Here is a 21,611-nt window from a genome sequence, read left to right on the forward strand (position 1 = left end):
GCGAAGTGCCGTCGCTGACACCCAGTGTCCGTATCGGTACTTCGATCACTCGCCGACCCGGGTCTAGACCGGGCAGCCGCGTCCCCGCGCCTTGGCCTGCTCGTCGAGGCGGAACATCGGGCCGGTGTCGGTGGGCTCGTCGTAGTACCGGTGGAACACCGGCGTGAGGCCACCGGAGATCGGCGGGACGATCCAGCTCCAGTCGACCGGGCACTTCCGCCCCGCGGCCTCCTCCTTCTCGACGAAGCGCAGGAAGCGCTGGGACTCGCCGTGGTGGTCGGCGAGGGAGACGCCGGCCTCGTCGAACGAGTGCTGGACGGCGGCGGTCAGCTCGACGGCCGCGCGGTCGCGCCACAGGGTGCGCTCGCTGGAGGTGTCGAGGCCCATCGCCTCGGCCACGTCGGGCAGCAGGTCGTAGCGGTCGGTGTCAGCGAAGTTCCGGGCCGCGATCTCGGTGGCCATGTACCAGCCGTTGAACGGCGCCGCCGGGTACGAGACGCCGCCGATGTCCAGCCGCATGTTGCTGATCACCGGGAGCGCGTGCCAGCGCAGCCCCAGGTCGGTGAACCAGCCGAACTCGGGGTGGCTCAGCGGGACCTCGAGCACGGCGTCGGCGGGGACCTCGTGGATCTGCGGGCCCTCCCCGACGTGCTCGCCACCGCCGCTGACCACGAGCGGCAGGACGTCGAAGCGGCCCATCGGGCTCGGCGGCATCCAGCCCAGCGCGCGGGCGTTGTCGGTGAACCCGACGTAGCGCGGGTCGCCGAGCACCCGCCCGCCGGCGCGGTAGCCGGCGTAGCGGACGAGCTGCTCGTTCCAGATCCGCGGCCCGGAGCCGGACGGCCCGTCGGGAGCGAAGATCGTGATCGTCGAGCGGATGCGCCCGCGGCGGGTGGCCTCGCGCAGGTGCCCGATGCACTCGGCGGCGACCTCGTCGGGCGCGGTGACGTGCCGGCGGTCGCGCAGGTGCAGGCTGCGCCAGTAGAGGCGCCCGATGCAGCGCGCGGAGCTCCGCCAGGCCACGCGGGCGCCGAACTCGAGCTCCGCGGTGGTGTGGACGTACGTGCCGGTGCGGGCGATCTCGTCGTGCACCGCGGCGATCCGCGGCTCGACGGGGCCCTCGGCGGGGTTCTCGGCGTGGAAGAGCCGGAGGAACTCCTCGGCCTCGGCGGGGTCGACGGTGCGGCCGCGGACCGGGGGCTCGGGGGCGGGGCCGGCCACCGCGACGGGGGCCGCAGGGTCGACGGCGACGTCGGCCGCATCGGCCTCGACGGCCTCGACCGGGACCTCGACGGGCTCGACCGACTCGACCGACTCGACCGACTCGACCGACTCCTCGGGAGCCTCGGCCATCTCCGGCGGGGCCGCGGGAGCGGGCACGCCCGGGGCGACGACCGACGGCACGCGAGGCCGTGGGCGGGGTCGCGGATGCGGGGTGGGGACCGTGGTGTGGTCCCCGCTGCCGACGGCCTCGATCGCCACGCCGCGCGTCATGCCACCTCCGTGTCTCGAGCCGTCCCGCGCGGCCGCCGTCCACTGTGCCGCCCCGGGTCCCGGAACGGATCTCGCTGTTCGGATCAATCGTCCGGCTGGACGTCCGAACCCTGAAGGTCTGTTCGGCGCAGTCGGGACCCGCCGACCGGCGGCACCACGTCACCGACGGCGACGGGGAGCGACGGTGAGGCAGGCCGCTGACCAGGCCCGACGGCGCAGTCCACGTTCGGGTCGGCGGGACCGGGCGTCGCCACGCGGTGTCCCCGACGCGGCCTCGCCGACGTGCCGGCGTCCCGTGACGGCTCCACGTCGGCCCACTGTAGAGGGTGCTCCGGGCACGGTGCGCACACACCGTCCTTCCCCGGACAGCCCCGGACCGCCCGGCACCCGACCCTCGGCCACGGGTCGTTCGCGTTCGGTCGATCACGTCTGGCACGCTGCTCGGTCGACAACGTGTGATGGCCTCGTACACAGCGCGTCACGTCGTCGGGGACGGCGCGCACCGCGGGGTCGGGAGGTGCACCGTGACGCGAGCCCCGGGGCCCGCGAGCCACGAGCCGGACGGGCCGGGCCGGACGCCCGCGTCCGCCGCGCGCCCGGCCGGCCCGCCGGCCGACGAGGGCGAGACCACCGTGCTGCCGGTGGTCGGTCCGGCCGGGACGGGACGCACGGCGCCCGCGCTGCCCGAGGTCCCCGCGATCGCCGACATCGCCGCCCCCGGACGCCCGGACGTCGACGCCGTCGTCGCACCGGCGGAGCCCCCGGCCCGCCGTCGCCCCCGCCCGTCGCGGCACATGCGGGCGCGCGCCGACGAGATGGCCCGCCTGCTCTCCCACGGGCAGGGGACGGGGCGCCGGGAGCGCCGCGGGCTGTCGTCGCTGCCGGCGGCCGCCGCGGTGATGGCCGCCGTCGCCGTCGGCGGCGTGGGCATCGCGCTCGGGCTCGACGCCCAGCGCACCGGGGCGCAGATGGCGCTGCCCGGCCTCCCCGACGTGCCGGCGGAGCAGACGCCGGTGCCCGGGACCACCACCGTCCCGACCGTCGACACCGGGGTCGTCGGCGCGCTCGAGCCCGACGTGTCCGTGCGCGTCGTGGAGCCCTCCTCGGTGGCCGCCTCCGCCCCCGGCGCACCGCAGCCGGTCGCGCCCCCGCGCGCGACCACCTCGTCACGGACCCGCCCGAGCGCGACGACGCCGCGCTCGACCACCCCCGAAGCCACCTCCCCCTCCACCCCGACCCCGCGCTCGACGTCGTCGCCGACCCCGCGCGCGGACGGCGGCGAGGACGCGCCCCCGCGGGAGGACACGGGCGCCGGGAGCCGGGACCTCGACGAGCTCGACGACGGCTCCGCGACCTCGTCGTCGCCCCTCGACGGGGGATCCACCACCGCGAACTGACGCGGGCGGGCGCCCGTCCGGCGATGCCCCGCCGTGGGCCCCGGCCACCGTGGAGATCGACGACGGGGAGCGGTCGTCCCGCGACGACGGGTGACGCGGCCGATCGGCCGCGTCACCCGATCCGGGGGTGACCGGACTCCGCTCACCGGGCGTGGCCCTACGCTGACCGCACGGGGACACGACAGAGCGGTACCGGGTGCGACCGGGAGTAGCGTTCGCAGGTCGAGGACAACCGCTAGGGTGGCGCGACGCCGGGGGAGACCAGTCATCCGGGACGAGGAGTCGACCAGACGTGACCGCAGCGAGGGACGACCGTTCCCTGGCGGGGGGGCCGCTCGGCAGGTCCCCCGTACCGGGTGGTGCCCACGACCGTGACCTCCGTGACGATCACCGGGTGGACCCCCGGGGCGGCTACGGCCGCTCCGAGCCCGACGGCTACGAGACGTCCTCCGGCCCCCTGTCCCGCCCCCTCGGCGCCGGTCGCCCGACCGGTCCCGACCAGACCGACAGCTCGGTCTTCGACATCGCCGACGACCGCCGTGACGGCCCGTCGTACCGACCGTCCACACCCGGGCCCGACCGCACCGGTCCCCATCGCTCGGCGTCCGAGGGGAGCTCGATGACCTACCCGCACGGCTCGTACGGTCGGCAGTCCGGCGTGCGCTCCTACCCGGGGTCCACGCCGGCCGCCGCGCCGCCGGCCCCGTACGACGGCGGCCGGTACGACGGGGCCCGTCCCACGGGTCCGTCGTCGATGCCGCCGATCCCCACCGCGCCGCCTCCGCCGCCGCCCGCGCCCGCCCCGGGCGCGCCGTCGGGCCGGGCGCCCGAGGGCGTCGGGCTGCCGGCGCCGCGGGAGGCCGCCGCGTCGAACGACGTGCACGACATGGTGTCGCTGATCCGGTCGAGCTTCGCCGCGGTCGCGCCCCGCTCCGAGGAGCTGACCCAGCTGTTCTACGGCTGGCTGTTCCGGATCGCGCCCGAGACCCGGGAGCTGTTCCCGGTCACCATGGAGCTGCAGCGCACCCGGCTGCTGCGGGCGCTGGTCCACGTGGTGCAGATGGTCGACCGGCCCGACGAGCTGTCGGTCTTCCTGCGCCAGCTCGGTCGCGACCACCGCAAGTTCGGGGTCGTCGGCGAGCACTACGACAAGGTCGGCGAGGCCCTCCTCGGCGCGCTGCGCGAGACGGCCGGGCCGGCGCTGTGGACCCACGAGGTCGAGGAGGCGTGGACCGGGGCGTACGGCATCGTCGCCCAGGCCATGCGCGAGGCGGCCGACGCCGAGCGCGGCCCCGCGGTGTGGATGGCCCGCGTCATGGAGCACCGGCGGATCTCCCAGGACCTCGCGGTGGTCCGGGTGCAGACCAGCCAGCCGGTGCCCTACCTGGCCGGGCAGTACGTCAGCGTGGAGACGCCGCAGCGCCCGCGCATGTGGCGCTCGATGTCGCCGGCGAACGCGCCCGGTCCGGACTGCGTGCTCGAGTTCCACGTGCGCACGGTCCCGGGCGGCTGGGTCAGCCGGGCGATCGTGTCGCACGCCCGCGTCGGCGACGTGTGGCGCATCGGCCCGCCCATGGGCCAGATGACGCTCGACCCCCGCTCGCGCTCCGACCTGCTCATGGTCGCCGGCGGCACCGGCCTGGCGCCGGCCCGCGCGATCATCGAGCAGCTCATCATCGACGGCACCGACCGCAAGGTCGCGCTGTTCGTCGGCGGGCGCTCCTGGGCGGACCTCTATGACATCGAGGCCCTGCGGCGCAGCGCCCAGGAGAACCCGTGGCTGTCGGTGGTGCCCGTGGTCGAGGACGACGGCCGTCCTCACGGCGCGGAGACCGGCACGGTGGGCGAGGTCGTCGCCCGATACGGCGCCTGGGCCGACCGGGAGATCACGGTCAGCGGCTCCCCGCCGATGGTGCGCGCGACGGTCAACGCGCTCCTCGACGCCGGCACGCCGTTCCTCAACATCCACTACGACCCGTACCACACGGACTGAGCGGCGCCCCGGTTCCGCAGCGAACGGGTATCTCGCTGCTTCTACGCGTACGAGCTCCCCGTTGATCACAGGAGAACGGCGCCGCCCACGAGTCGTGGGCGGCGCCGTTCGTCCGTCTCGGGGCGGGCGACCCGTCAGGCGCCGGCGGGCTGGCGCGGGGTCATCTCGACCGAGAGCTGCGGCGGCTTGGCCAGCGTCTGGAAGACGACGCAGTACCGCTCGGTGAGCTTGTGCAGCGTGGCGAGGGTGTCGGCGTCGGCGTCGGTGTCGAGGTCGAAGCGCAGGCGGACCTCACGGAACCCGACCGGCGCGTCCTTGGCGACGCCCAGGGTGCCGCGGAAGTCGAGGTCGCCCTCGGCGTGCACGTTGCCCCCGCGGATCTCGACGCCCATCGAGGTGGACACGGCGCGCAGGGTGACGCCCGCGCAGGCGACCAGCGCCTCGAGCAGCATGTCCCCGGAGCAGAGCTGGGTGCCGTCGCCGCCGGTGGCGGGGTGCAGCCCGGCCTCGACGAGCGCCTGGGACGTCTGCACGCGGCAGGCGATGCCCGAGCCGTCGACGTCGCCGTAGGCCTTGAGCGTGACGACCGCCGACTCGGGGTCCTCCTTGTACTGCGACTTGAGCGGGCCCTGGGTCTCGGCGAGCTTCGTCTTGTCCATGACCGCGATCCTCCCCCGTGATCGGTCGTGCGTCACCCGGTCGTCACGGGGGTCCGCACCCGCCGGGGTCGGCAGGCCGCCACCGCGAGGGCCCCGACCAGCGAGAACGCGACGAGCAGCGGCAGCGCGTCGTTCCAGCCCTCGACCAGCGCGGCCGGGCCGGCGCCGAGGGACGGGCGGGTGGCGACGACGGCGATCACGGTGGTCCCGATCGCCGAGCCGACGTAGCGGGCGGTGTTGTTGGCACCGCCGCCCATCGCCCCGCGGCCCGGGGGCACGCTGGCGACGGCCTCGCGGCCCAGCGACGCGTTGACGACCCCGCTCGCCGCGCCCGCGAGGGCGAGCCCGGGCACCAGCGAGAGAGGGCTGTCGTCCGGCGCGAGCCCGAGCAGCAGGAGCTGGCCGAGCGCGACGACGGCGAGGCCGCCGGCGAGCAGCAGCCGTCCCGACCAGGCGGCGGGCAGGCGGCGGGCGAGCAGCGCGGTGACGACGCTCGTGCCCGACCACGCGAGCAGGAGCAGGGCGCCGACCACCGCGGTGCTGCCCAGCCCGCGCTCGACGACGGTGGGCAGGAAGGAGGTCGAGGCGATGATGCCCATGCCCGTCGCGAGCGCCCCGACGGTGGCCGCGACGAACGCCGGCGACGCGAACAGGCCCAGGTCGAGCATGGGGGCGGCGCGCCGACGCTCGAGGACGACGAACACGGCGAGCAGCACGACGCCGGCCGCGAGCAGGGCGAGCACGCCGGGCCGGGCGAACCCCGACCGGCCCTCGACGAGACCCGCGAGCAGCGCGGCGAGGCCGGCGGCGAGGACGAGCACGCCGGGCACGTCCACCGGGCGCGGAGTCTCGGCGCGCGACTCCGGCACCGCGCGGGCGGTGACGAGGGCGAGGACCAGCGCGGCGAGCGCGGCGGCCCAGTAGGCGCCGGTCCAGCCGACGACGCGGTCGAGGCCCGACGCGAGGAACGGGCCCGCCGCGATGCCGGCGCCGAGGCTCGCGCCCCACACGCTGCTGGCCGTGCGCGCCTCGTGGGTGCCCGCGGGGAAGGCGTGGCCGAGGAGCCCCTGGCTGCACGCGACCAGCGCCGCCGCCCCGATGCCCTGCAGCACGCGGGCGACGACGAGCACGAGGGCGTTGGGGGCCAGCGCGCCCAGGACCGAGGACGCCGCGAGGACCCCCGCGCCGAGCACGAGGACCCGGCGCCGGCCGAGGTCGTCGCCGAGCGCGCCGACCGAGAGCAGCGCCACCCCGAGCCCGATGCTCATCGAGCTGAGGATCCACGCCTGCGCCTCGGGGCCCGCCCCGAGCGTGGTGGCCGTCGAGGGCAGCGTCGCGAGGGGCGTCGTGAAGACGACGAGCGCGAGGAACGTGGCGGTCCCGGCGACGGCGAGCACGGCGCGGGGGCGGTCGACCGGGGGCACGTCGGGGACGGTAGCAGCCCAGGTTCGGTCATTGAACCTCTGGCGGTGTGACGACTACCGTGGTTGGCGTGCCGCTGGGGAAGGACTACGACCGCCAGGACTGCGCGCTCGCCCGCGCGCTGGAGGTCGTCGGCGAGCGCTGGACGCTGCTCGTGCTCCGCGACTGCTTCTTCGGCGTCCGCCGCTTCGCCGACCTGCGCGCGCACCTCGACATCCCGCGCGCCGTGCTCTCCGACCGGCTGGCGACCCTCGTCGACGCCGGCATCCTCGAGCGCCGGCCCTACGCGCCCGGTCGCGACGAGTACGTGCTCACCGAGGACGGGCTCGACCTGTGGCCCGCGCTGTTCAGCCTCGCCCGCTGGGGCGACCGGCACCGCGTGGGGCCGGGCGGGGGGCGGCGCCGGTTCCGCCACGCCGACTGCCCGGCGGGCGGCGCCGACCTCGCCGCCGGCGGCGTCTGCCCGGCGTGCGGCACCCTGCCGCCGCCCGCCGCCCTGGAGACCCGGGCGCTCGACCCCGACGAGGACGACGGCACCCGCCCCGAACGCGACGACGCCGTCAGCCGCGCCCTGCGCCGCCCCCACCGGCTCCTGACGCCGCTGCCGTGATGGGCGAGGGCGTCACCACGCGCCCACCGGCCGGCGGATGGCGACGTTGGCGTGGTTGAACAGGTTGGTCAGCGCGATCTGCGCGACGAGCCCGGCGAGCGCCGTCTCGTCGAAGTGCCGGGTGGCCTCGGCCCAGACCTCGTCGGAGACGGGGTCCGGGCGGTCGGCGATCCGCGTCGCCGCCTCGGCCAGCGCGAGCGCGGCCCGCTCGGCGTCGGTGAACCCCGGGGCCTCGCGCCACACCACGAGCATGGCCAGCCGGTCCTCGGACTCGCCGTTCTTGCGCATGGTCCTCGTGCCCGAGTCCACGCAGAACGCGCAGCCGTTGATCTGGCTGACGCGCAGGTGGACGAGCTCCAGCGTGGTGTCCGGCACGCCGGCGGAGCGGATGGTGCCGATCATCGACCCCACCGCCTCGCCGAAGCCGGGCAGCGCGCGGGTGAAGTGCTCCAGTCGTCCGGCCATGATGGTCTCCTCTGTCGGTGTCACATCGACCGGCGGTCGCCGGTCACCAGGGAGACCTCTCGCGACGCAGGGATGTGACCGATGGACACCGAGAATCTCGCCACGACCTTCGAGACCCACCGCCCGCACCTGCGCGCGGTGACGATGCGGCTGCTCGGCAGCCCCGTCGAGGCCGACGACGCGGTGCAGGAGACGTGGCTGCGGCTGGCGCGCACCGACGTCTCCGAGGTGGAGAACCTGCGCGCCTGGCTGACGACGGTCGCCGGGCGCGTGGCGCTGACCATGCTGCAGCGGCGCGGGACGCGGGCGGAGTCGGACCTCGCCGAGGCCGAGGCGGCCGTCGACGAGGAGCCCGACCCCGAGACCCGGGCTCTGCAGGCCGACGCGCTCGGTGCCGCCCTGCACGTCGTGCTCGAGCGCCTCGAGCCCGCCGAGCGCCTGGCGTTCGTGCTCCACGACCTGTTCGCCGTCCCGTTCGACGAGATCGCGACGGTCGTCGAGCGCAGCCCGGCCGCGGCACGCCAGCTCGCGAGCCGCGCCCGCCGGCGCGTCCGCGGGGGCTCGGCGGACGGCGACCCGGACCCGGCGCGCCGCCGCGAGGTCGTCGCGGCCTTCCTCACCGCGGCGCGCGACGGCGACTTCGCCGGGCTGCTCGGCGTCCTCGACCCCGACGTCGAGCTGCGCGCCGACCGCGTCGCGCTGGCCGCGGCCGCCGCGAACCCGAACGCGCCGCAGGTCGGCGGGGAGATGCGCGGAGCCGAGGTCGTCGCCCGCGTGTTCACCGGTCGCGCCACCGCCGCGCAGCCGGCGCTGCTCGACGGCGCGTTCGGCGTGGCCTACGCCCCGGGCGGGCAGGTGCGCGCGGCGTTCGACCTCGTCATCGTGGGCGGGCGGATCGTGGCCATCGAGATGATCGCCGACCCGGACGTGCTCGCCGGGATCGAGGTGGAGCTGCGGTGATCGTGGGTGCTTTCCTGACGCCCAGTGTCAGCGTGGACGCCACGCTGACACACCCCGTGCGTCAGATCAGGCCCATCTTCGAGGCGGCGTAGACGGCCTCGGCGCGGCGGGTGACGTCGAGCTTGCGCATGAGGTTGCCGACGTGGAACTTCACCGTCGTCTCGGAGATGAAGAGCTCGCGGCCGATGGTGCGGTTGGACATGCCGCGGGCGAGCAGGCGCAGGACGTCGAGCTCGCGGCCGGTCAGCGGGTCGCCGTGGGGCTGCTGTCCGTTGAGGGAGCGCACCACGGCGGCCGCCGAGCGGGAGTCGAACGCCGACTCGCCGCGCGAGACCGCGCGGATCGCCGCGGTCAGCTCGGTGGTGTCGACGTCCTTGACGACGTAGCCGCGCGCGCCGGCGTGGACCGCCTCGACCACCAGGCGGTCGTCGAGGAACGTCGTCAGCACGAGCACGCCGACGCCGGGGTGCGCCTGGGTGAGCTGGCGGCACAGCTGCAGGCCCTCGGAGTCCGAGCTGGTCGAGAGCTTGAGGTCGAGCAGCACGATCGACGGCCGCTGGTGCGCGACGACGGCGAGCGCCTCCGCCGCGCTCGACGCCTCGCCGACGATGGCGAACTGCGGCTCGCGCTCGAGCACCGAGCGCAGGCCCTGGCGGACGATGGCGTGGTCGTCCACGAGGACGATGCGCACCTCGCCCCGCTTGGCGGCGGCGCGGGCGGGTACGCGGATCTCGGTCATGACCGGCTCCCGGCTTCCTCGGCAGTGTCGGTGGTGGGTGCCGCGGCGGGCGCGGTGGTGAGCGGCACGCCGACCTCGACGCGGATGCCGCCCTGGGGCGCGCGGCGGATGCGCAGGGTGCCGCCGATCTCGCGGGCGCGCTCGGCCATGTTGACCAGGCCGCGGTGGGAGCCGTCGAGGTCGCCGGCGGCGGCGACCCGCAGCGAGCGGCGCACGTGCTCGGGGTCGCCGGTGCCGTCGTCGGACACCGAGAGCACCAGGCGGTCCTTGCGGTAGGCCAGGCGCACGACGGCCACCCCCGCCTCGGCGTGCACGGCCGCGTTGAACAGCGCCTCGCCCGCCACCCGGAACAGCGAGCGCTCCGCCGCGGACGACAGCGGCACCGGGCGCCCCTCGATGCGCACCTGGACCCGCAGGTCCGAGGGCATGTGGACCGTCGAGAGCTCCTCGAGCATGGCGGGCAGGCTCTGCCGCCCGCGGTCGCCGGAGTGGTTGAGCGCGTAGATCGCCGAGCGCAGCTGCTCGACGGCGCGCCGCGTCAGCGCCTTCGCCGTCTCGAGGCGCCGGCGCTGGCGCTCGTCGCGGATCTCGGAGCGGACGACCTCGATCTGCATGCCCGCCGAGAGCGCGTACTGGGTCACCGAGTCGTGCAGCTCGCGGGCGATGCGGTGCCGCTCGGAGTCGAGCACCTCGCGCTGGCGGGCGACGGTCAGCGCGTCGCGGGTGTGCTGGAGCTGCTCGTTGCGGGCGGCGAGGTCCTCGGCGTGCCGGCTCGCCTCGCCGTAGAGGCGCATCGTGCGCTGGTGCAGCGCCGAGTTCTGCAGCGCCGCCGCGGTCTGGCCGGCGAGCACGCGCAGGACCGAGGCGTCGGTGGCGTCGATGGCCCGCTCGGCGCCGGTCCACGCCACGATCTCGCCGACGACGTCGCCGTCGAGGTGCACCGGGACGTGCAGGTGGTGGGGGTCGTGCGCGGGTTCCGACTCGGGGGTGACGACGTGCGTGTGGCCCTCGCCCGTGCGCACGGCGCGCAGGTGCGCGACGACCCACGGCGGCAGCTCCGGGTCGTCCGCGTCGACCTCCTCGCCCGCCGGGCCGAGCACGAGGTGGCGCGGCGCGGCCTCGGGCAGCGCGCCGTCGGCGAGGGCGAACACCACCCAGTGCGCGGTGAGGTGGTCGGCGGCTGCCTCGGCCACCGCGCGCACGAGCGTGCCCGGGCCCTCGGTGGTGCGCACCAGCGCGCGCGAGATCCGGTCGAGGGCGTGGATGACCCGGCGCAGCCGCTCGGCCGAGGCCAGGTACTCGATGTAGAAGGACGGCTTGCCGGAGCGGATCCCGGTGAGCTGGTCCAGATCGTGGTGGTCGACGGACATCGGGGTTACAGGGCCGCCCGGAACAGTGTCTCGATGTCGGCCTGGCCGGCCTCGCGCGGGTTGGTGGACAGGCAGGCGTCGGCCAGCGTCATCGCCGACAGCAGCGGCACGTCCGCCTCGGTGACGCCGATCTCGCCCAGGCCCTTCGGCACGCCCAGCTCGTCGGCGAGCCGGCGCACCTCCGCCGCCGCCCACTCCGCGGCCTCCGCGGCGCCGGCCGTCGAGTCGGGCACGATGCGCCCGGGCAGGCCGAGGGCCTGCGCGATCGGGACGAACCGGTGCGGGTCGGGCTCGCTGTTGAAGCGGATGACGTGCGGCAGCAGCACCCCGTTGATGACGCCGTGCGGCAGGTCGAGCAGGCCCCCGACCTGGTGGCTCATCGCGTGCGCGGCGCCGAGGATCGCGTTGGTGAACGCGAGTCCCGCCTCGAGCGCGGCCTGCGCCATGCAGGTGCGCGCGGCCTCGTCGGCGGGGTGGTCCATGGTGCGCTCGAGGTGCTCGCCGACCAGCGCGATCGCCTGCAGCGCGTGGTGGTCGGTCAGCGGGTTGTGGGCGCGCGAGACGTAGGCCTCGATGCCGTGGGTGAGCGCGTCGAGCCCGGTGGCGGCGTTGAGCCAGTCGGGCATCGTCGTGAGCAGCGACGGGTCGACGACCGAGACGTCGGGCACCATCGCCCGCCCCAGGATCGTGATCTTGGTGTTGCGCGCGGTGTCGGTGACGATGCAGAACTGCGAGACGTCGGCCCCGGTCCCCGAGGTGGACGGCACCATGACCAGCGGCGGGATGGGCAGCGCCATCCGGTCGACACCCTCGTAGTCGAGGATCGTGCCGCCGTTGCCCGCGAGCAGCGCGATCCCTTTGGCCGCGTCGATCACCGAGCCGCCGCCGAGCGCGACGATGACGTCGCAGCCGTGCTCGCGGTAGGCCACGTGGCCCGCGGCGATCTCGTGGTCCTTGGGGTTGGGCGTCACGCCCGACCACACCGCCGGCCGCAGCCCGGCCTCCGCGAGGTGGGCGCCGAGCTGGGTGGGCCAGCCGGCGGCGCAGAGCCCCGGGTCGGTGACGAGCAGGGGCCGGCGGGCGCCGAGGCGGACCGCGGCGTGGGCCGCCTCCGGCAGGGAGCCGGGCCCGAAGAGGATCTCCGGGACATGGAACTTCGCGAGCCGCGGTGTCCCCGTGCGTGACCGCGCCGCCGCCCGCTCGGCCGGACTGGCCGCGGGGGTCGGGAGGGCGGACGCCCCGACCACCGGCTCCACGGAGCGGCGACGGGCGATGACCGAGTCTCCCGCGCGGGTCACGCTGTCGACGAGGACCACGCTGCCCCCTTCCTGCCGGCCGACGATGTAGGCCACGTTACAGACGACGGCGGGGCGACGGCAGGGTGACGAACGGGTTCGGTCGCGCCCGATCGGACGGCATCACGACGCAGGTCACGCGGTGTCAGGCCGCCCGCACGACCGCGGGTGCACCGACCCCGGCCTCCACGAGGAACGCCTCCTCGCCCCACCACCGCCGGAACGTCGCGAGCCCGACACCGTCGAGCAGGCGACGCGTCTGGCTGTCCTGGGCGAGCATCGCCTCGATCTTGCGGTCGAGGTGGACGCCGTCCAGGCGCAGGTGCAGGCCGGGCGCGACCTCCTCGGCGGGCTCGTCCATGAACACCCCGAAGGCGTCGTTGACGTCGGCGAACCGGCGCGTGAACCCGGGCGCGAGGACGGCCCGCAGGAGCTCGGCCCCGGGCGCCACGGCGTCACGCGCACGGGTCGTCCACCGTCCGACGGCGCGGTGGTCCGGGTGGCCGGTCACGCCGTCGGGCCCGAACGTGACGATGGTGTCCGGGGCGACGTCCTTGATGATCGTCGCGATCGCCCGCGCGGCCAGCGGCTCGGGCGCGTCGGCGCAGGCCCCGTCGCGGTGCCCCAGGAAGCGGTGCTCGTCGACGCCCAGCACGGCCAGCGCCGCCTCGAGCTCGCGCTCGCGGTGTCGTCCGAGCCGCTCGGGTGGCCAGGCGGCGGGGTCGTCGGTGCCGTGCTCGCCGCGGGTCGCGGTGACGAGGACGACGCGGTCGCCCCGCTCGCGGGCGGCGAGGACCAGGCCGGAGGACAGGAAGGTCTCGTCGTCGGGGTGGGCCCAGACGCCGAGCAGGGTGCGGGTCACGACAGCACCTCCGCGACGACGGTGACCGCGACGGCGGCCAGCACGGGCAGGGCGGGGTGGCGGGAGCGCCACGCGACGAGGGCGGCGACGGCGAGGGCGGCGTAGGTGATGCCGGGTACCGCCGGGCCGGACGGTGCCGACGTGGTGACCAGCGCCGTCGCGACCAGGCCGGCGAGCGCGGCGGGCGCGAGGTGCGGCAGGCCGCGGCGCAGCAGCGCCGGCAGCCGGTGCGCGGGGACGAGCGTGATGAGGACGGTGCGCAGGCCGTGGGTGGCGACGGCCGCGAGGAGGAGGGTCATGACGCGCTCCGGTCGGTCGTGGCGGTGCTGGTGGCCGTGCTGGTGGCCGTGCTGGTGGCCGTGCTGGTGGCGGTGCTGGTGGCCGTGCTGGTGGCCGTGCTGGTGGCGGTGCTGGTGGGGGTGAGCCCGTCGGCGACCGTGGCCGTGACGACCCCCGCGGCGATGGCGGCGAGCAGGCCGAGGCCGTCGGGGAGGCCGGCGGCCGCGACGGCGACGACCGCGGCGACGACGGCGGCGAGGCGGCCGGCCCGGGCCCGCAGGTGGGGCACGAGCATCGCGAGGAACATCGCGGGCGCGGCGACGGTCAGGGCGGCGGACGCGGGCAGCACCGGCGCGAGCACCGCGCCGAGGGCCGTCATCGCGATCCAGGCCGCGGCGAGCCCGCCGCCCGCGGTCAGCCAGTAGCGGCGGAAGCGGGCCGGGTCGTCGAGGTCGGTGCGCCCCGCGACCATCGCGTAGGTGGGGTCGACGACGAAGTGCGGTGCGAGCCACCGGAACCACGCCGGCTGGTCGCGGAAGTGCGGTTCGAGGGCCGCCGCGTAGAGCAGGAAGCGCGCGTTGACCACGGCGACGGTGGCGACGACCGCGCCCGTGGCTGCGCCCCCGGCGAGCAGGGTCAGCGCGGTGAGCTGCGCGCTGCCGCCGAGCAGCAGCACCGACGAGAGCACCGCGGAACCGGCGCCGGCGGCCGAGCGGGCGCCGGTGACGCCGATGAGGAGGGCGAAGGGGGCGAGGCCGAGGGCGACCGGCGCCAGGTCGCGCACGGCCGTCGCGACCTCGCCGCGGCGGGCGGTGTGACGCTCGGTGATGGACATGACCGAACGATCGCGTCCGGCCCGAGGTCAGGGCGTCGGTGCCCGTTCCCCATCTTGCGGTGCGTGACCACCTACGCCTGGGCGACGCGACGGTCGGGCACCAGCCCCAGGCGCCGGCCCGCCGCGGCGGCCTCGCGGCGCGTGGGCACCTCCAGCTTCGCGAGGATCGCCGAGACGTGGTGGTCGGCGGTCTTCTCGGAGATGAACAGGCGCCCGGCGATCCCGGCGTTGGTCAGGCCCTCGGCGAGCAGGCGCAGGACGTCGACCTGCCGCGCGGTCAGCCCGGCCGGGTTGGTCCGCGTGGTGGCGCGGGGGCGGGCGGGGACGCCGGTGACGCCGCGTCCGCGCAGGTCGCGGCGCACCTTGGCCCCGACGGCGTCCGCGCCGAGCCGGTCGAACGTCTCGAGCGCGGCGAAGATCTCGGCGGGGTCGCCGGTGTCGACGAGCGCGAGGGCCGCCTCGTAGGGGGTGCCGAGGGCGGTCCACGCCTGCGCCGCGCCGGCGGCGTCGCCGTCGAGCATCAGGCGGTACGGGCCCTCGGCCGGCAGCACGGGCGGGCTGACGTGGTGCCCGAGCCGGCGCAGCCACACCGCGAGCTCCGCGGCCGACCACTCGGTGCCCGGCCGCGCGCCGACCTCGGCGAGCAGGGTGAGCACGTCGCCGAGACGGGCGTCGGGCGCGCCGGTCACCCAGCAGCGCTCGGCCAGCGCCGACGCGGCCGGCAGCAGCCGCAGCGGTTCGCCGAAATGGGCGGCGATGTCCCAGCCGCGCTCGAGGTGCGCGTCGGCCTCGGCGTCGCCGCGGCGCAGCGCGACGAGCCCGAGCACCAGCGACGGCCAGGTGTGGGTCAGCATCGACCCGCTGTCGGTGAGCACGCCGCGCGCGTCGATGGCGGCCTCGTCCCAGGCGCCCCGCAGCACCCGCAGCCGCGCGCGCACGCCGCGCTGCCAGTGCTCGCAGATGGGGTACTCCCACTGCACGGTCAGCGGCAGGCTCCGGTCGAGCACCTTCTCGGCCGCGTCGAGGCGCCGCTGCTCGACGTCGAGGTTCGCGAGCTGGGTCCAGCAGGTGGAGTGCTCGACCTGGACGTCGTCGCCGACCGCCTCGAGCGCGCCCAGCAGCCGCCCGCGCGCGGATCCCTCGCCCGCCAGCATCGCGACGACGGTGTCGAGCATGAGCAGCCGGACCTCGAGGGCGTCGTCGTCGGCGCCCACCGCGACGGCGCGGGCGCGGTCGTGCAGCTCGCGGACGGTGGCCAGGTCGTTGTCCTGCATCGCGAGGAACCCCCGGGCCGCGAGCGCGTGCCCCAGGAGCACGGCGGCGCGGCTGCCCGGCTCGGCGCGGGGCTCGAGCACCTCGATGGCCGTGGTCGCGTGCTCGACGGCCCGCACGCGGTCGCCGTGGTACCACTCGAACGAGGCCAGCGACCGGTGCCCGGCACCGACGCCGTCGAGGTCGCCCTCCGCCCGCCGCCACGCGATGGCCCGGTGGCACGCGGCGATGGCCTCGTCGAGCCGGTTGGTGAGGAAGAGCTCGTGCGCGAGCAGCTCGCAGAGGCCCGCGCGGGCGGCGAGGGCGTCGCCGGGGGCGTGCTCGAGCGCGGTGGTGAAGAAGGCCGCGGCCTCGGTGTGCGCGGCCGCGCCCGCCGCCACGCGCCCGGCCCGCGCGGCGTACCGGAACACCCGCGCGTCGTCGCCCGCGGCCAGCGCGTGGTGGGCGAGCACCGCGGGGTCGGGGTCGGGCAGCGTCTCGAGCGCGGCGAGCATCCGCCGGTGCAGGGCGACCTCCCCGCCGGGCGGGATCGCTCCCGCGACCGCGAGCCGGCAGATGTCGTGGCGGAACGTGATGCCGCGCCGGTCCCGGGCGATCAGGCCCGCCGAGTCGAGCGTGCGCAGCGGCGCGATGCCGGCGCCGAGCGCGGGCAGCAGGGCGTCCGGGACGGGGCCCGGCGCGCAGGCGAGCAGGTCCGCGAGGTCGCCGGCCTCCGGGTCGAGGCCCGCGGTGCGCGCGAGCACGGCGTCGCGCACCGACGTGGGGAGGGTGTCCCCGTCCTGGCTGATCACCTCGGTGACGAAGAACGAGTTGCCGCGCGTGAGGCGGTGCAGGCGGTCGGGGTCGATGGCGCGCTCCCCCACCAGCGCCGCCACCGCCGCGACCGACAGCGGCCCGAGCTCCAGGCGGGTGGCGGCCGGGCTGCGCGCGACGTCGCCGAGCAGCGCCCGCAGCGCGGGCTGGGGATCGGGCTCGTCGGCCCGGTAGGTGGCGAGGACCAGCGAGCGGGTGCCGGCGATGCGGCGCAGGAGGAACCGCAGCAGGTCGATGGTCGCCTCGTCGGCCCACTGCAGGTCGTCGACGACCAGCAGCAACGGGCGCGCGGCGAGCGCGTCGAGCAGGGCGCGGTGGATCTCGTGCGGCGGGACGCCGGTGTGCAGCAGCCGCGTCACCGGCTCGCCGAGGTCGGCCGCGACGTCGTGCAGCGGGCCCAGCGGGCGGGGCACGCCCAGCGGGTCGCAGACCCCCCACAGGACCTCGCCGCCGTCGAGGCCGGCGGCGAACGCGCGGGCCAGCGACGTCTTCCCGATGCCCGACTCCCCCGCGAGCAGGACGATCGACCCCGTCCCGGACCGCGCCCGGTCCCACGCGTGCGCGAGGAGACGCTGCTCGTCCTCGCGCTCGAGCAGGTCCACGCGTGTGACTCTACGTGATCGACATTACGGGCGATATACCCGAACGGCCTAGTCGCTGCCGCGGAATCTAGGGAGGTCCTCCCGATGCCCGCGGCGTGGCGCGCGCGGAGCCTTCTCGCCACCGGCCGGCACGTCGCCGGTCCACCGGACGGGAGACACCGAGATGACCGACACGACCACCGCCGTCGAGACCGACGCCGCCGCCGACGCCCGGGCCGCCGACGCCGCCCTCAAGGCCCGCCACCGCACGATGTGGGGCCTCGGCGACTACCCCGACGTCGCCGCCCGGCTCATCGCCGAGCTCGGCCCCGTCCTCGTCGCGGCCACCGGGATCCGCCCGGGCGACCGCGTCCTCGACGTCGCCGCGGGCACCGGGAACGTCGCGGTCCCCGCCGCCCTCGCCGGCGCCGACGTCATCGCCTCCGACCTCACCCCCGAGCTGTTCCCGGCGGGGCGCGCGGCCGCGGAGCGCCAGGGCGTCACGCTGCAGTGGCAGGAGGGCGACGCCGAGGCCCTGCCCTACCCCGACGACGCCTTCGACGTCGTCACCTCCTGCGTCGGGGTGATGTTCGCGCCGCACCACCAGCAGGCCGCCGACGAACTCGTCCGCGTCTGCCGCCCGGGCGGGCGCATCGGCCTCATCAGCTGGACGCCCGAGGGCTTCGTCGGCGACCTGTTCAAGACGATGAAGCCGTTCGCGCCCCCGCCGCCGCCCGGCGCGCAGCCCCCGCCGCTGTGGGGCGACGAGGCGCACGTGCGCGCGCTGCTCGGCGACCGCGTCACCGACGTCGAGACCGAGCGCCGGACCGTGACGATCGCCGCGTTCGACACCCCCGACGGGTTCCGCTCCTACTGGAAGGAGACCTACGGGCCGACGATCGTGGCGTACCGCAACAACGCCGAGGACGCCGCGCGCACCGCCGAGCTCGACCGCGAGATCGCGGCGGTGGCCGAGCGCCACGCCCGCGACGGGCAGGGCCTCGTCATGGACTGGGAGTACCTGCTGCTGACCGCGCGGGTCGTCTGATCAGTGGAGGGCGGCGTCCAACGACGCGGCCGACACCGCCGGCTCGACGTTGGACTCGGTGTGGATGGGGCCGTCGCGGTCCGACAGCGGCGTGCCCCGTCCGCCCCACTGCTGGGCGATCATCTCCGCGGCGATCGACACCGCGGTCTCCTCCGGCGTGCGCGCCCCGAGGTCGAGCCCGATGGGGCTGGACATGCGCGCCAGCTCCTCCTCGGTGACCCCGGCGTCGAGGAGGCGCTGGCGGCGGTCGAGGTGGGTGCGGCGCGAGCCCATGGCCCCGATGTAGCCGATCTCGGGCAGGCGCAGCGCCACCTCGAGCAGCGGCACGTCGAACTTCGGGTCGTGGGTGAGCACGGCCAGCGAGGTCCGCGCGTCGATGCGCCCGGCCTCGGCCTCCGCGGCCAGGTAGCGGTGCGGCCACTCGACGACGACCTCGTGCGCCTCGGGGAAGCGGCTCGAGGTCGCGAACACCGGGCGGGCGTCGCAGACCGTCACCCGCATGCCGAGGAACGTGCCGATGCGCGCGACGGCGGCGGCGAAGTCGATGGCGCCGAAGACGATGAGGCGCGGCGGCGGGGCGAACGACTCGACGAAGACCTGCAGGCCCTCGCCGCGGCGCTCGCCGTCGGTGCCGTAGGACACCAGCGCCGAGCGGCCGGCGGCGAGCAGGCCGCGGACGTCGTCGCGCAGGGCATCGTCGAGGCGCGCGGAACCGGTGGTGCCCTCGACCTCCTCGGGCCAGACCACGAGGCGGCGCCCGAGGCGCTCGGCGGGCCCGGAGACGACGGTGGCCACGGCGACCGAGCGGTGCTCGCGCACGGCCTCGGCGATGGCCCCGAGCTGCGGGAACGACTCCCGGTCGACTTTCTCGACGTAGACGTCGAGGATGCCGCCACAGGTCAGCCCGACGGCGAACGCGTCGTCGTCGGAGACACCGTAGCGCTGCAGCGTGGCCTCATCGGTGCCCTCCAGGATGCCGGAGCCGAGCTCGTAGACCGCGCCCTCGACGCAGCCGCCCGACACGCTCCCGACCGCCTGGCCGTCGTCGCCGACGAGCATCGAGGCGCCGGGCTGGCGCGGGGCGGAGCGGAAGGTCCCGACGACGGTCGCGAGCGCGGTCGGGCGCCCGTCGGCCCACCAGGTCTCCAGGGTCGGCAGCACGTCACGCATCCCGCAGCACCTCCAGGAGCTCGGCCAATGTGGTGAGGGAATGACCCGCCAGCAACCGGTCAACGTGCGGGAGGGCCGCCGCGATTCCCCCCTGCACGGGCTCGTAGCCGCTCTTGCCCGCGTGGGGGTTCACCCAGACCACCTTGTGGGCCAGGCGCCGCAGCCGCGCGGACTGCTCGCCGAGCAGCTCGGCGCCCCCGCGCTCCCAGCCGTCGGAGAACACGACGACCACCGCGCGCCGGGCCACGCCGCGCTGGCCCCAGCGGTCGAGGAACGCCCGCAGCACCTCGCCGAGCCGGGTGCCGCCCGACCAGTCGGGGATCGCCCGCCCCGCGTCGGCCAGCGCGCGCTCGGGGTCACGCTGACGCAGCTCCCGGGTGACGCGGGTCAGCCGGGTGCCGAGCGTGAACGTCTCGATCGCCGTGGGCGTGCGCCGGGTGACGACGTGGGCGAAGCGCAGCAGCGTGTCCGCGTACGGGCTCATGGAGCCGGACACGTCGATGAGCAGCACCACCCGGCGCGGGCGCTGACGGCGCGCGCGACGGCGCAGGTCGGTGATCTCCCCGCCGTTGGCGAGCGCGGCGCGCAGCGTGCGCCGCGGGTCGGGCTCGCCCTTGCGGGCGGACCGCCGGCGCCGTGCCCGGCGCCTCGGCGGGGCCGGGCGCAGCAGCGCCAGGAGCTGTTTGAGGTGCTCGCGCTCGCCGATGGAGAGCTCGGCGATGTCGCGGTCGCGCAGGATCTCCTCGCCGGACGCGGCGACCCGCAGCTCCGGGGTCTCCTCGTCCTCGTCGCCCGTCCCCGACCCCGGCGGCGGCTCGGTGAGCGCGGCCATCGTCGAGATGCGGGGCTTGGGCGGCGCCGGGCGGCCCATGCGCTGGTCGCGCGGGTCGGACGAGAACCAGGCGGCGAAGGCGTGGTCGTAGCGCACGACGTCATCGGGGTCGCCGCACAGCGTCAGGCGCCCGGCCCAGTAGGTGGCGACCTCGCTGCGCAGGTCGCTCAGGCGCAGGGCCTGCAGGTACGCCGCGACGCGGTCGGTGGTGACGGGCACCCCGGCGTTGCGCACGAGCCGCGTGAAGGCGACGAAGTCCTCGAGGACGGCGTCGACGTCGCGGCCGGCGTCCTGGGTCGTGTCACCGCCCAGCGACTCGACCACCCCGGCGGCGAGCACCGCGCCGGCGTGCTGGCGGGGGGCGGGGGCGTCACTGCTCCCGCCCCGGTCACCGGTACTCATTCCCCGTCGCTCCGCTCGCCCGTGGTGCTCATGACGCGAGCAGGGCGTCCAGCTTGTCGCGCGCCCGGTCGGCGTCCTCGCGGTACTTCAGCACCGCGCCGAGCGTCGCGGTGGCCGACGCGAGGTCGAGGTGACGGGCTCCGACGAGCTGGAGGGCCTGCGCCCAGTCGATCGACTCGGCGACGCCCGGCGGCTTGAGCAGGTCCAGCCCGCGCAGCCCGTGCACGGCCTGGGCGACCTGCTCGGCGAGCCCCTCGGGCAGGTCGGGCAGGCGCCGGCGCAGGATCGCGGTCTCGCGCGCGAGGTCCGGGTGCTCGAGCCAGAGGTAGAGGCAGCGGCGCTTGAGCGCGTCGTGCACCTCGCGGGTGCGGTTCGAGGTCAGGACGACCAGCGGCGGCGTCTCGGCGCGCACGACACCGATCTCGGGGATGGTGACGGAGTTCTCGGCGAGCACCTCGAGCAGGAACGCCTCGAACTCGTCGTCGGCACGGTCGACCTCGTCGACGAGCAGCACGCACGGCGCGTCCTGCAGCGCCTGCAGCACGGGGCGCGCGAGCAGGAAGCGGCGGTCGTAGAGGGAGGACTCGACGGCGTCGACGTCGAGCTCGGTGTGCGAGGCGCTGGCGGAGGCCTCGAGGGCGCGCAGGTGCAGGAGCTGGCGCGGGAAGTCCCAGTCGTAGAGCGCCTGCGCGGCGTCGATGCCCTCGTGGCACTGCAGGCGCACGAGCGGCAGCCCGAGGGCCTGCGACAGTGCCTGCGCGAGGGCGGTCTTGCCCGTCCCCGGCTCGCCCTCGCAGAACAGGGGACGACCCATGCGCAGCGCCAGGAAGGCCGCGGAGGCGAGGCCCGCGTCGGCGAGGTAGCCGGTGCCGTCGAGGGCGCGGGCCAGGTCGTCCGGGCTGGTGGGTTCGATGGGGACGCTCACCCGACCAGCATCCCGCAGCGCCGAATGGGTAGCCACCGCACGTCCGGACAGGAGCACCGCCGTCCTCAGCGAGCTGGTCCGAACGGCCCTGCAGAAACCGTGAGGCCATGCACAAAATGGATCTGTGCTACATCGGTGAAACATCAACCTGTTGGTGATCATCTTCCGCACTCACCTGCGGATCCGTG

19 protein-coding genes are annotated in these 21,611 nt (G+C 76.0%); 5 read left to right on the forward strand and 14 right to left on the reverse strand.

Going from position 1 to position 21,611, the window contains the following annotated elements:
- Positions 1–63 precede the first annotated feature (63 nt).
- Positions 64–1,494 carry a nitric oxide synthase oxygenase gene (locus PGB27_RS27665; RefSeq protein ID WP_274203672.1) on the reverse strand — a complete coding sequence of 477 codons (1,431 nt, stop codon included), beginning with the start codon at positions 1,492–1,494 and terminating at the stop codon, positions 64–66.
- 524 nt (positions 1,495–2,018) lie between these two features.
- Here PGB27_RS27665 and PGB27_RS27670 point away from each other — a divergent pair.
- Both PGB27_RS27670 and PGB27_RS27675 read left to right on the forward strand, forming a co-directional pair.
- On the forward strand, positions 2,019–2,891 hold the full coding sequence (locus tag PGB27_RS27670) for a hypothetical protein (protein ID WP_274203673.1): 873 nt from the start codon (positions 2,019–2,021) through the stop codon (positions 2,889–2,891).
- A gap of 886 nt (positions 2,892–3,777) precedes the next feature.
- Positions 3,778–4,884, forward strand: coding sequence for an FAD-binding oxidoreductase (locus PGB27_RS27675; RefSeq protein WP_274203699.1), 1,107 nt, complete (start codon positions 3,778–3,780; stop codon positions 4,882–4,884).
- Between the two features lie 134 nt (positions 4,885–5,018).
- Here the strand turns inward: PGB27_RS27675 and PGB27_RS27680 are convergent, their stop codons facing one another.
- Both PGB27_RS27680 and PGB27_RS27685 read right to left on the reverse strand, forming a co-directional pair.
- Positions 5,019–5,543: an OsmC family protein gene (locus tag PGB27_RS27680; RefSeq protein WP_274203674.1), complete on the reverse strand. Its 525-nt coding sequence runs from the start codon at positions 5,541–5,543 to the stop codon at positions 5,019–5,021.
- Between the two features lie 32 nt (positions 5,544–5,575).
- The gene (locus PGB27_RS27685) at positions 5,576–6,967 is read right to left on the reverse strand and encodes an MFS transporter (protein WP_274203675.1); all 1,392 of its coding nucleotides are present in this window, start codon (positions 6,965–6,967) and stop codon (positions 5,576–5,578) included.
- A 68-nt stretch (positions 6,968–7,035) separates the two neighbouring features.
- On the opposite strand from PGB27_RS27685, the gene PGB27_RS27690 reads away from it, so the two are divergent.
- Positions 7,036–7,575, forward strand: coding sequence for a winged helix-turn-helix transcriptional regulator (locus PGB27_RS27690; RefSeq protein ID WP_274203676.1), 540 nt, complete (start codon positions 7,036–7,038; stop codon positions 7,573–7,575).
- A 12-nt stretch (positions 7,576–7,587) separates the two neighbouring features.
- Here the strand turns inward: PGB27_RS27690 and PGB27_RS27695 are convergent, their stop codons facing one another.
- On the reverse strand, positions 7,588–8,040 hold the full coding sequence (locus PGB27_RS27695) for a carboxymuconolactone decarboxylase family protein (RefSeq protein ID WP_274203677.1): 453 nt from the start codon (positions 8,038–8,040) through the stop codon (positions 7,588–7,590).
- Positions 8,041–8,121: 81 nt separating this feature from the next.
- On the opposite strand from PGB27_RS27695, the gene PGB27_RS27700 reads away from it, so the two are divergent.
- Positions 8,122–9,000, forward strand: coding sequence for a sigma-70 family RNA polymerase sigma factor (locus PGB27_RS27700; protein WP_274203678.1), 879 nt, complete (start codon positions 8,122–8,124; stop codon positions 8,998–9,000).
- Between the two features lie 61 nt (positions 9,001–9,061).
- On the opposite strand, the gene PGB27_RS27705 is transcribed toward PGB27_RS27700, so the two are convergent.
- From PGB27_RS27705 to PGB27_RS27735, 7 genes are all read right to left on the reverse strand, one after another.
- Positions 9,062–9,739, reverse strand: coding sequence for a MadR family response regulator transcription factor (locus tag PGB27_RS27705; RefSeq protein WP_274203679.1), 678 nt, complete (start codon positions 9,737–9,739; stop codon positions 9,062–9,064).
- A complete protein-coding gene (locus PGB27_RS27710) occupies positions 9,736–11,109 on the reverse strand; it encodes a MadS family sensor histidine kinase (RefSeq protein ID WP_274203680.1) in 1,374 nt (457 codons plus the stop codon). Before PGB27_RS27710 ends, PGB27_RS27705 begins: the two co-directional genes overlap by 4 nt.
- A gap of 5 nt (positions 11,110–11,114) precedes the next feature.
- Positions 11,115–12,461: an iron-containing alcohol dehydrogenase gene (locus PGB27_RS27715; RefSeq protein WP_274203681.1), complete on the reverse strand. Its 1,347-nt coding sequence runs from the start codon at positions 12,459–12,461 to the stop codon at positions 11,115–11,117.
- Positions 12,462–12,549: 88 nt separating this feature from the next.
- Positions 12,550–13,266 carry a PIG-L deacetylase family protein gene (locus PGB27_RS27720; RefSeq protein ID WP_274203682.1) on the reverse strand — a complete coding sequence of 239 codons (717 nt, stop codon included), beginning with the start codon at positions 13,264–13,266 and terminating at the stop codon, positions 12,550–12,552.
- Positions 13,263–13,565, reverse strand: coding sequence for an AzlD domain-containing protein (locus PGB27_RS27725; protein ID WP_274203683.1), 303 nt, complete (start codon positions 13,563–13,565; stop codon positions 13,263–13,265). Before PGB27_RS27725 ends, PGB27_RS27720 begins: the two co-directional genes overlap by 4 nt.
- On the reverse strand, positions 13,562–14,380 hold the full coding sequence (locus PGB27_RS27730) for an AzlC family ABC transporter permease (protein ID WP_274203684.1): 819 nt from the start codon (positions 14,378–14,380) through the stop codon (positions 13,562–13,564). The genes PGB27_RS27725 and PGB27_RS27730 overlap by 4 nt, the downstream gene beginning before the upstream one ends.
- 71 nt (positions 14,381–14,451) lie before the next feature.
- Positions 14,452–17,067, reverse strand: coding sequence for a helix-turn-helix transcriptional regulator (locus PGB27_RS27735; RefSeq protein WP_274203685.1), 2,616 nt, complete (start codon positions 17,065–17,067; stop codon positions 14,452–14,454).
- A gap of 163 nt (positions 17,068–17,230) precedes the next feature.
- Here PGB27_RS27735 and PGB27_RS27740 point away from each other — a divergent pair, with 163 nt between their 5' ends.
- Positions 17,231–18,094: a class I SAM-dependent methyltransferase gene (locus PGB27_RS27740; RefSeq protein ID WP_274203686.1), complete on the forward strand. Its 864-nt coding sequence runs from the start codon at positions 17,231–17,233 to the stop codon at positions 18,092–18,094.
- Here the strand turns inward: PGB27_RS27740 and PGB27_RS27745 are convergent, their stop codons facing one another.
- The 3 genes from PGB27_RS27745 to PGB27_RS27755 are packed head-to-tail and all read right to left on the reverse strand — an operon-like array spanning position 18,095 to position 21,423.
- Positions 18,095–19,264, reverse strand: a complete 1,170-nt coding sequence (locus PGB27_RS27745) for an XdhC family protein (protein ID WP_274203687.1) — start codon at positions 19,262–19,264, stop codon at positions 18,095–18,097.
- Positions 19,257–20,498, reverse strand: coding sequence for a vWA domain-containing protein (locus PGB27_RS27750; RefSeq protein WP_274203688.1), 1,242 nt, complete (start codon positions 20,496–20,498; stop codon positions 19,257–19,259). Before PGB27_RS27750 ends, PGB27_RS27745 begins: the two co-directional genes overlap by 8 nt.
- Positions 20,499–20,526: 28 nt before the next feature.
- Positions 20,527–21,423: an AAA family ATPase gene (locus PGB27_RS27755; RefSeq protein ID WP_274203689.1), complete on the reverse strand. Its 897-nt coding sequence runs from the start codon at positions 21,421–21,423 to the stop codon at positions 20,527–20,529.
- Positions 21,424–21,611: the final 188 nt, after the last annotated feature.

It is taken from the genome of Actinomycetospora lemnae (assembly GCF_028737315.1).
GTDB lineage: Bacteria > Actinomycetota > Actinomycetes > Mycobacteriales > Pseudonocardiaceae > Actinomycetospora > Actinomycetospora lemnae.

Coding starts and splice junctions, on each gene's coding strand:
- PGB27_RS27665 (WP_274203672.1), bottom strand. CDS start 1,494: ATGACGCGCGGCGTGGCGATCGAGGCCGTCGGCAGCGGGGACCACACC.
- PGB27_RS27675 (WP_274203699.1), top strand. CDS start 3,778: ATGGTGTCGCTGATCCGGTCGAGCTTCGCCGCGGTCGCGCCCCGCTCC.
- PGB27_RS27680 (WP_274203674.1), bottom strand. CDS start 5,543: ATGGACAAGACGAAGCTCGCCGAGACCCAGGGCCCGCTCAAGTCGCAG.
- PGB27_RS27695 (WP_274203677.1), bottom strand. CDS start 8,040: ATGGCCGGACGACTGGAGCACTTCACCCGCGCGCTGCCCGGCTTCGGC.
- PGB27_RS27700 (WP_274203678.1), top strand. CDS start 8,122: ATGGACACCGAGAATCTCGCCACGACCTTCGAGACCCACCGCCCGCAC.
- PGB27_RS27705 (WP_274203679.1), bottom strand. CDS start 9,739: ATGACCGAGATCCGCGTACCCGCCCGCGCCGCCGCCAAGCGGGGCGAG.
- PGB27_RS27710 (WP_274203680.1), bottom strand. CDS start 11,109: ATGTCCGTCGACCACCACGATCTGGACCAGCTCACCGGGATCCGCTCC.
- PGB27_RS27725 (WP_274203683.1), bottom strand. CDS start 13,565: ATGACCCTCCTCCTCGCGGCCGTCGCCACCCACGGCCTGCGCACCGTC.
- PGB27_RS27730 (WP_274203684.1), bottom strand. CDS start 14,380: ATGTCCATCACCGAGCGTCACACCGCCCGCCGCGGCGAGGTCGCGACG.
- PGB27_RS27740 (WP_274203686.1), top strand. CDS start 17,231: ATGACCGACACGACCACCGCCGTCGAGACCGACGCCGCCGCCGACGCC.
- PGB27_RS27745 (WP_274203687.1), bottom strand. CDS start 19,264: ATGCGTGACGTGCTGCCGACCCTGGAGACCTGGTGGGCCGACGGGCGC.
- PGB27_RS27750 (WP_274203688.1), bottom strand. CDS start 20,498: ATGAGTACCGGTGACCGGGGCGGGAGCAGTGACGCCCCCGCCCCCCGC.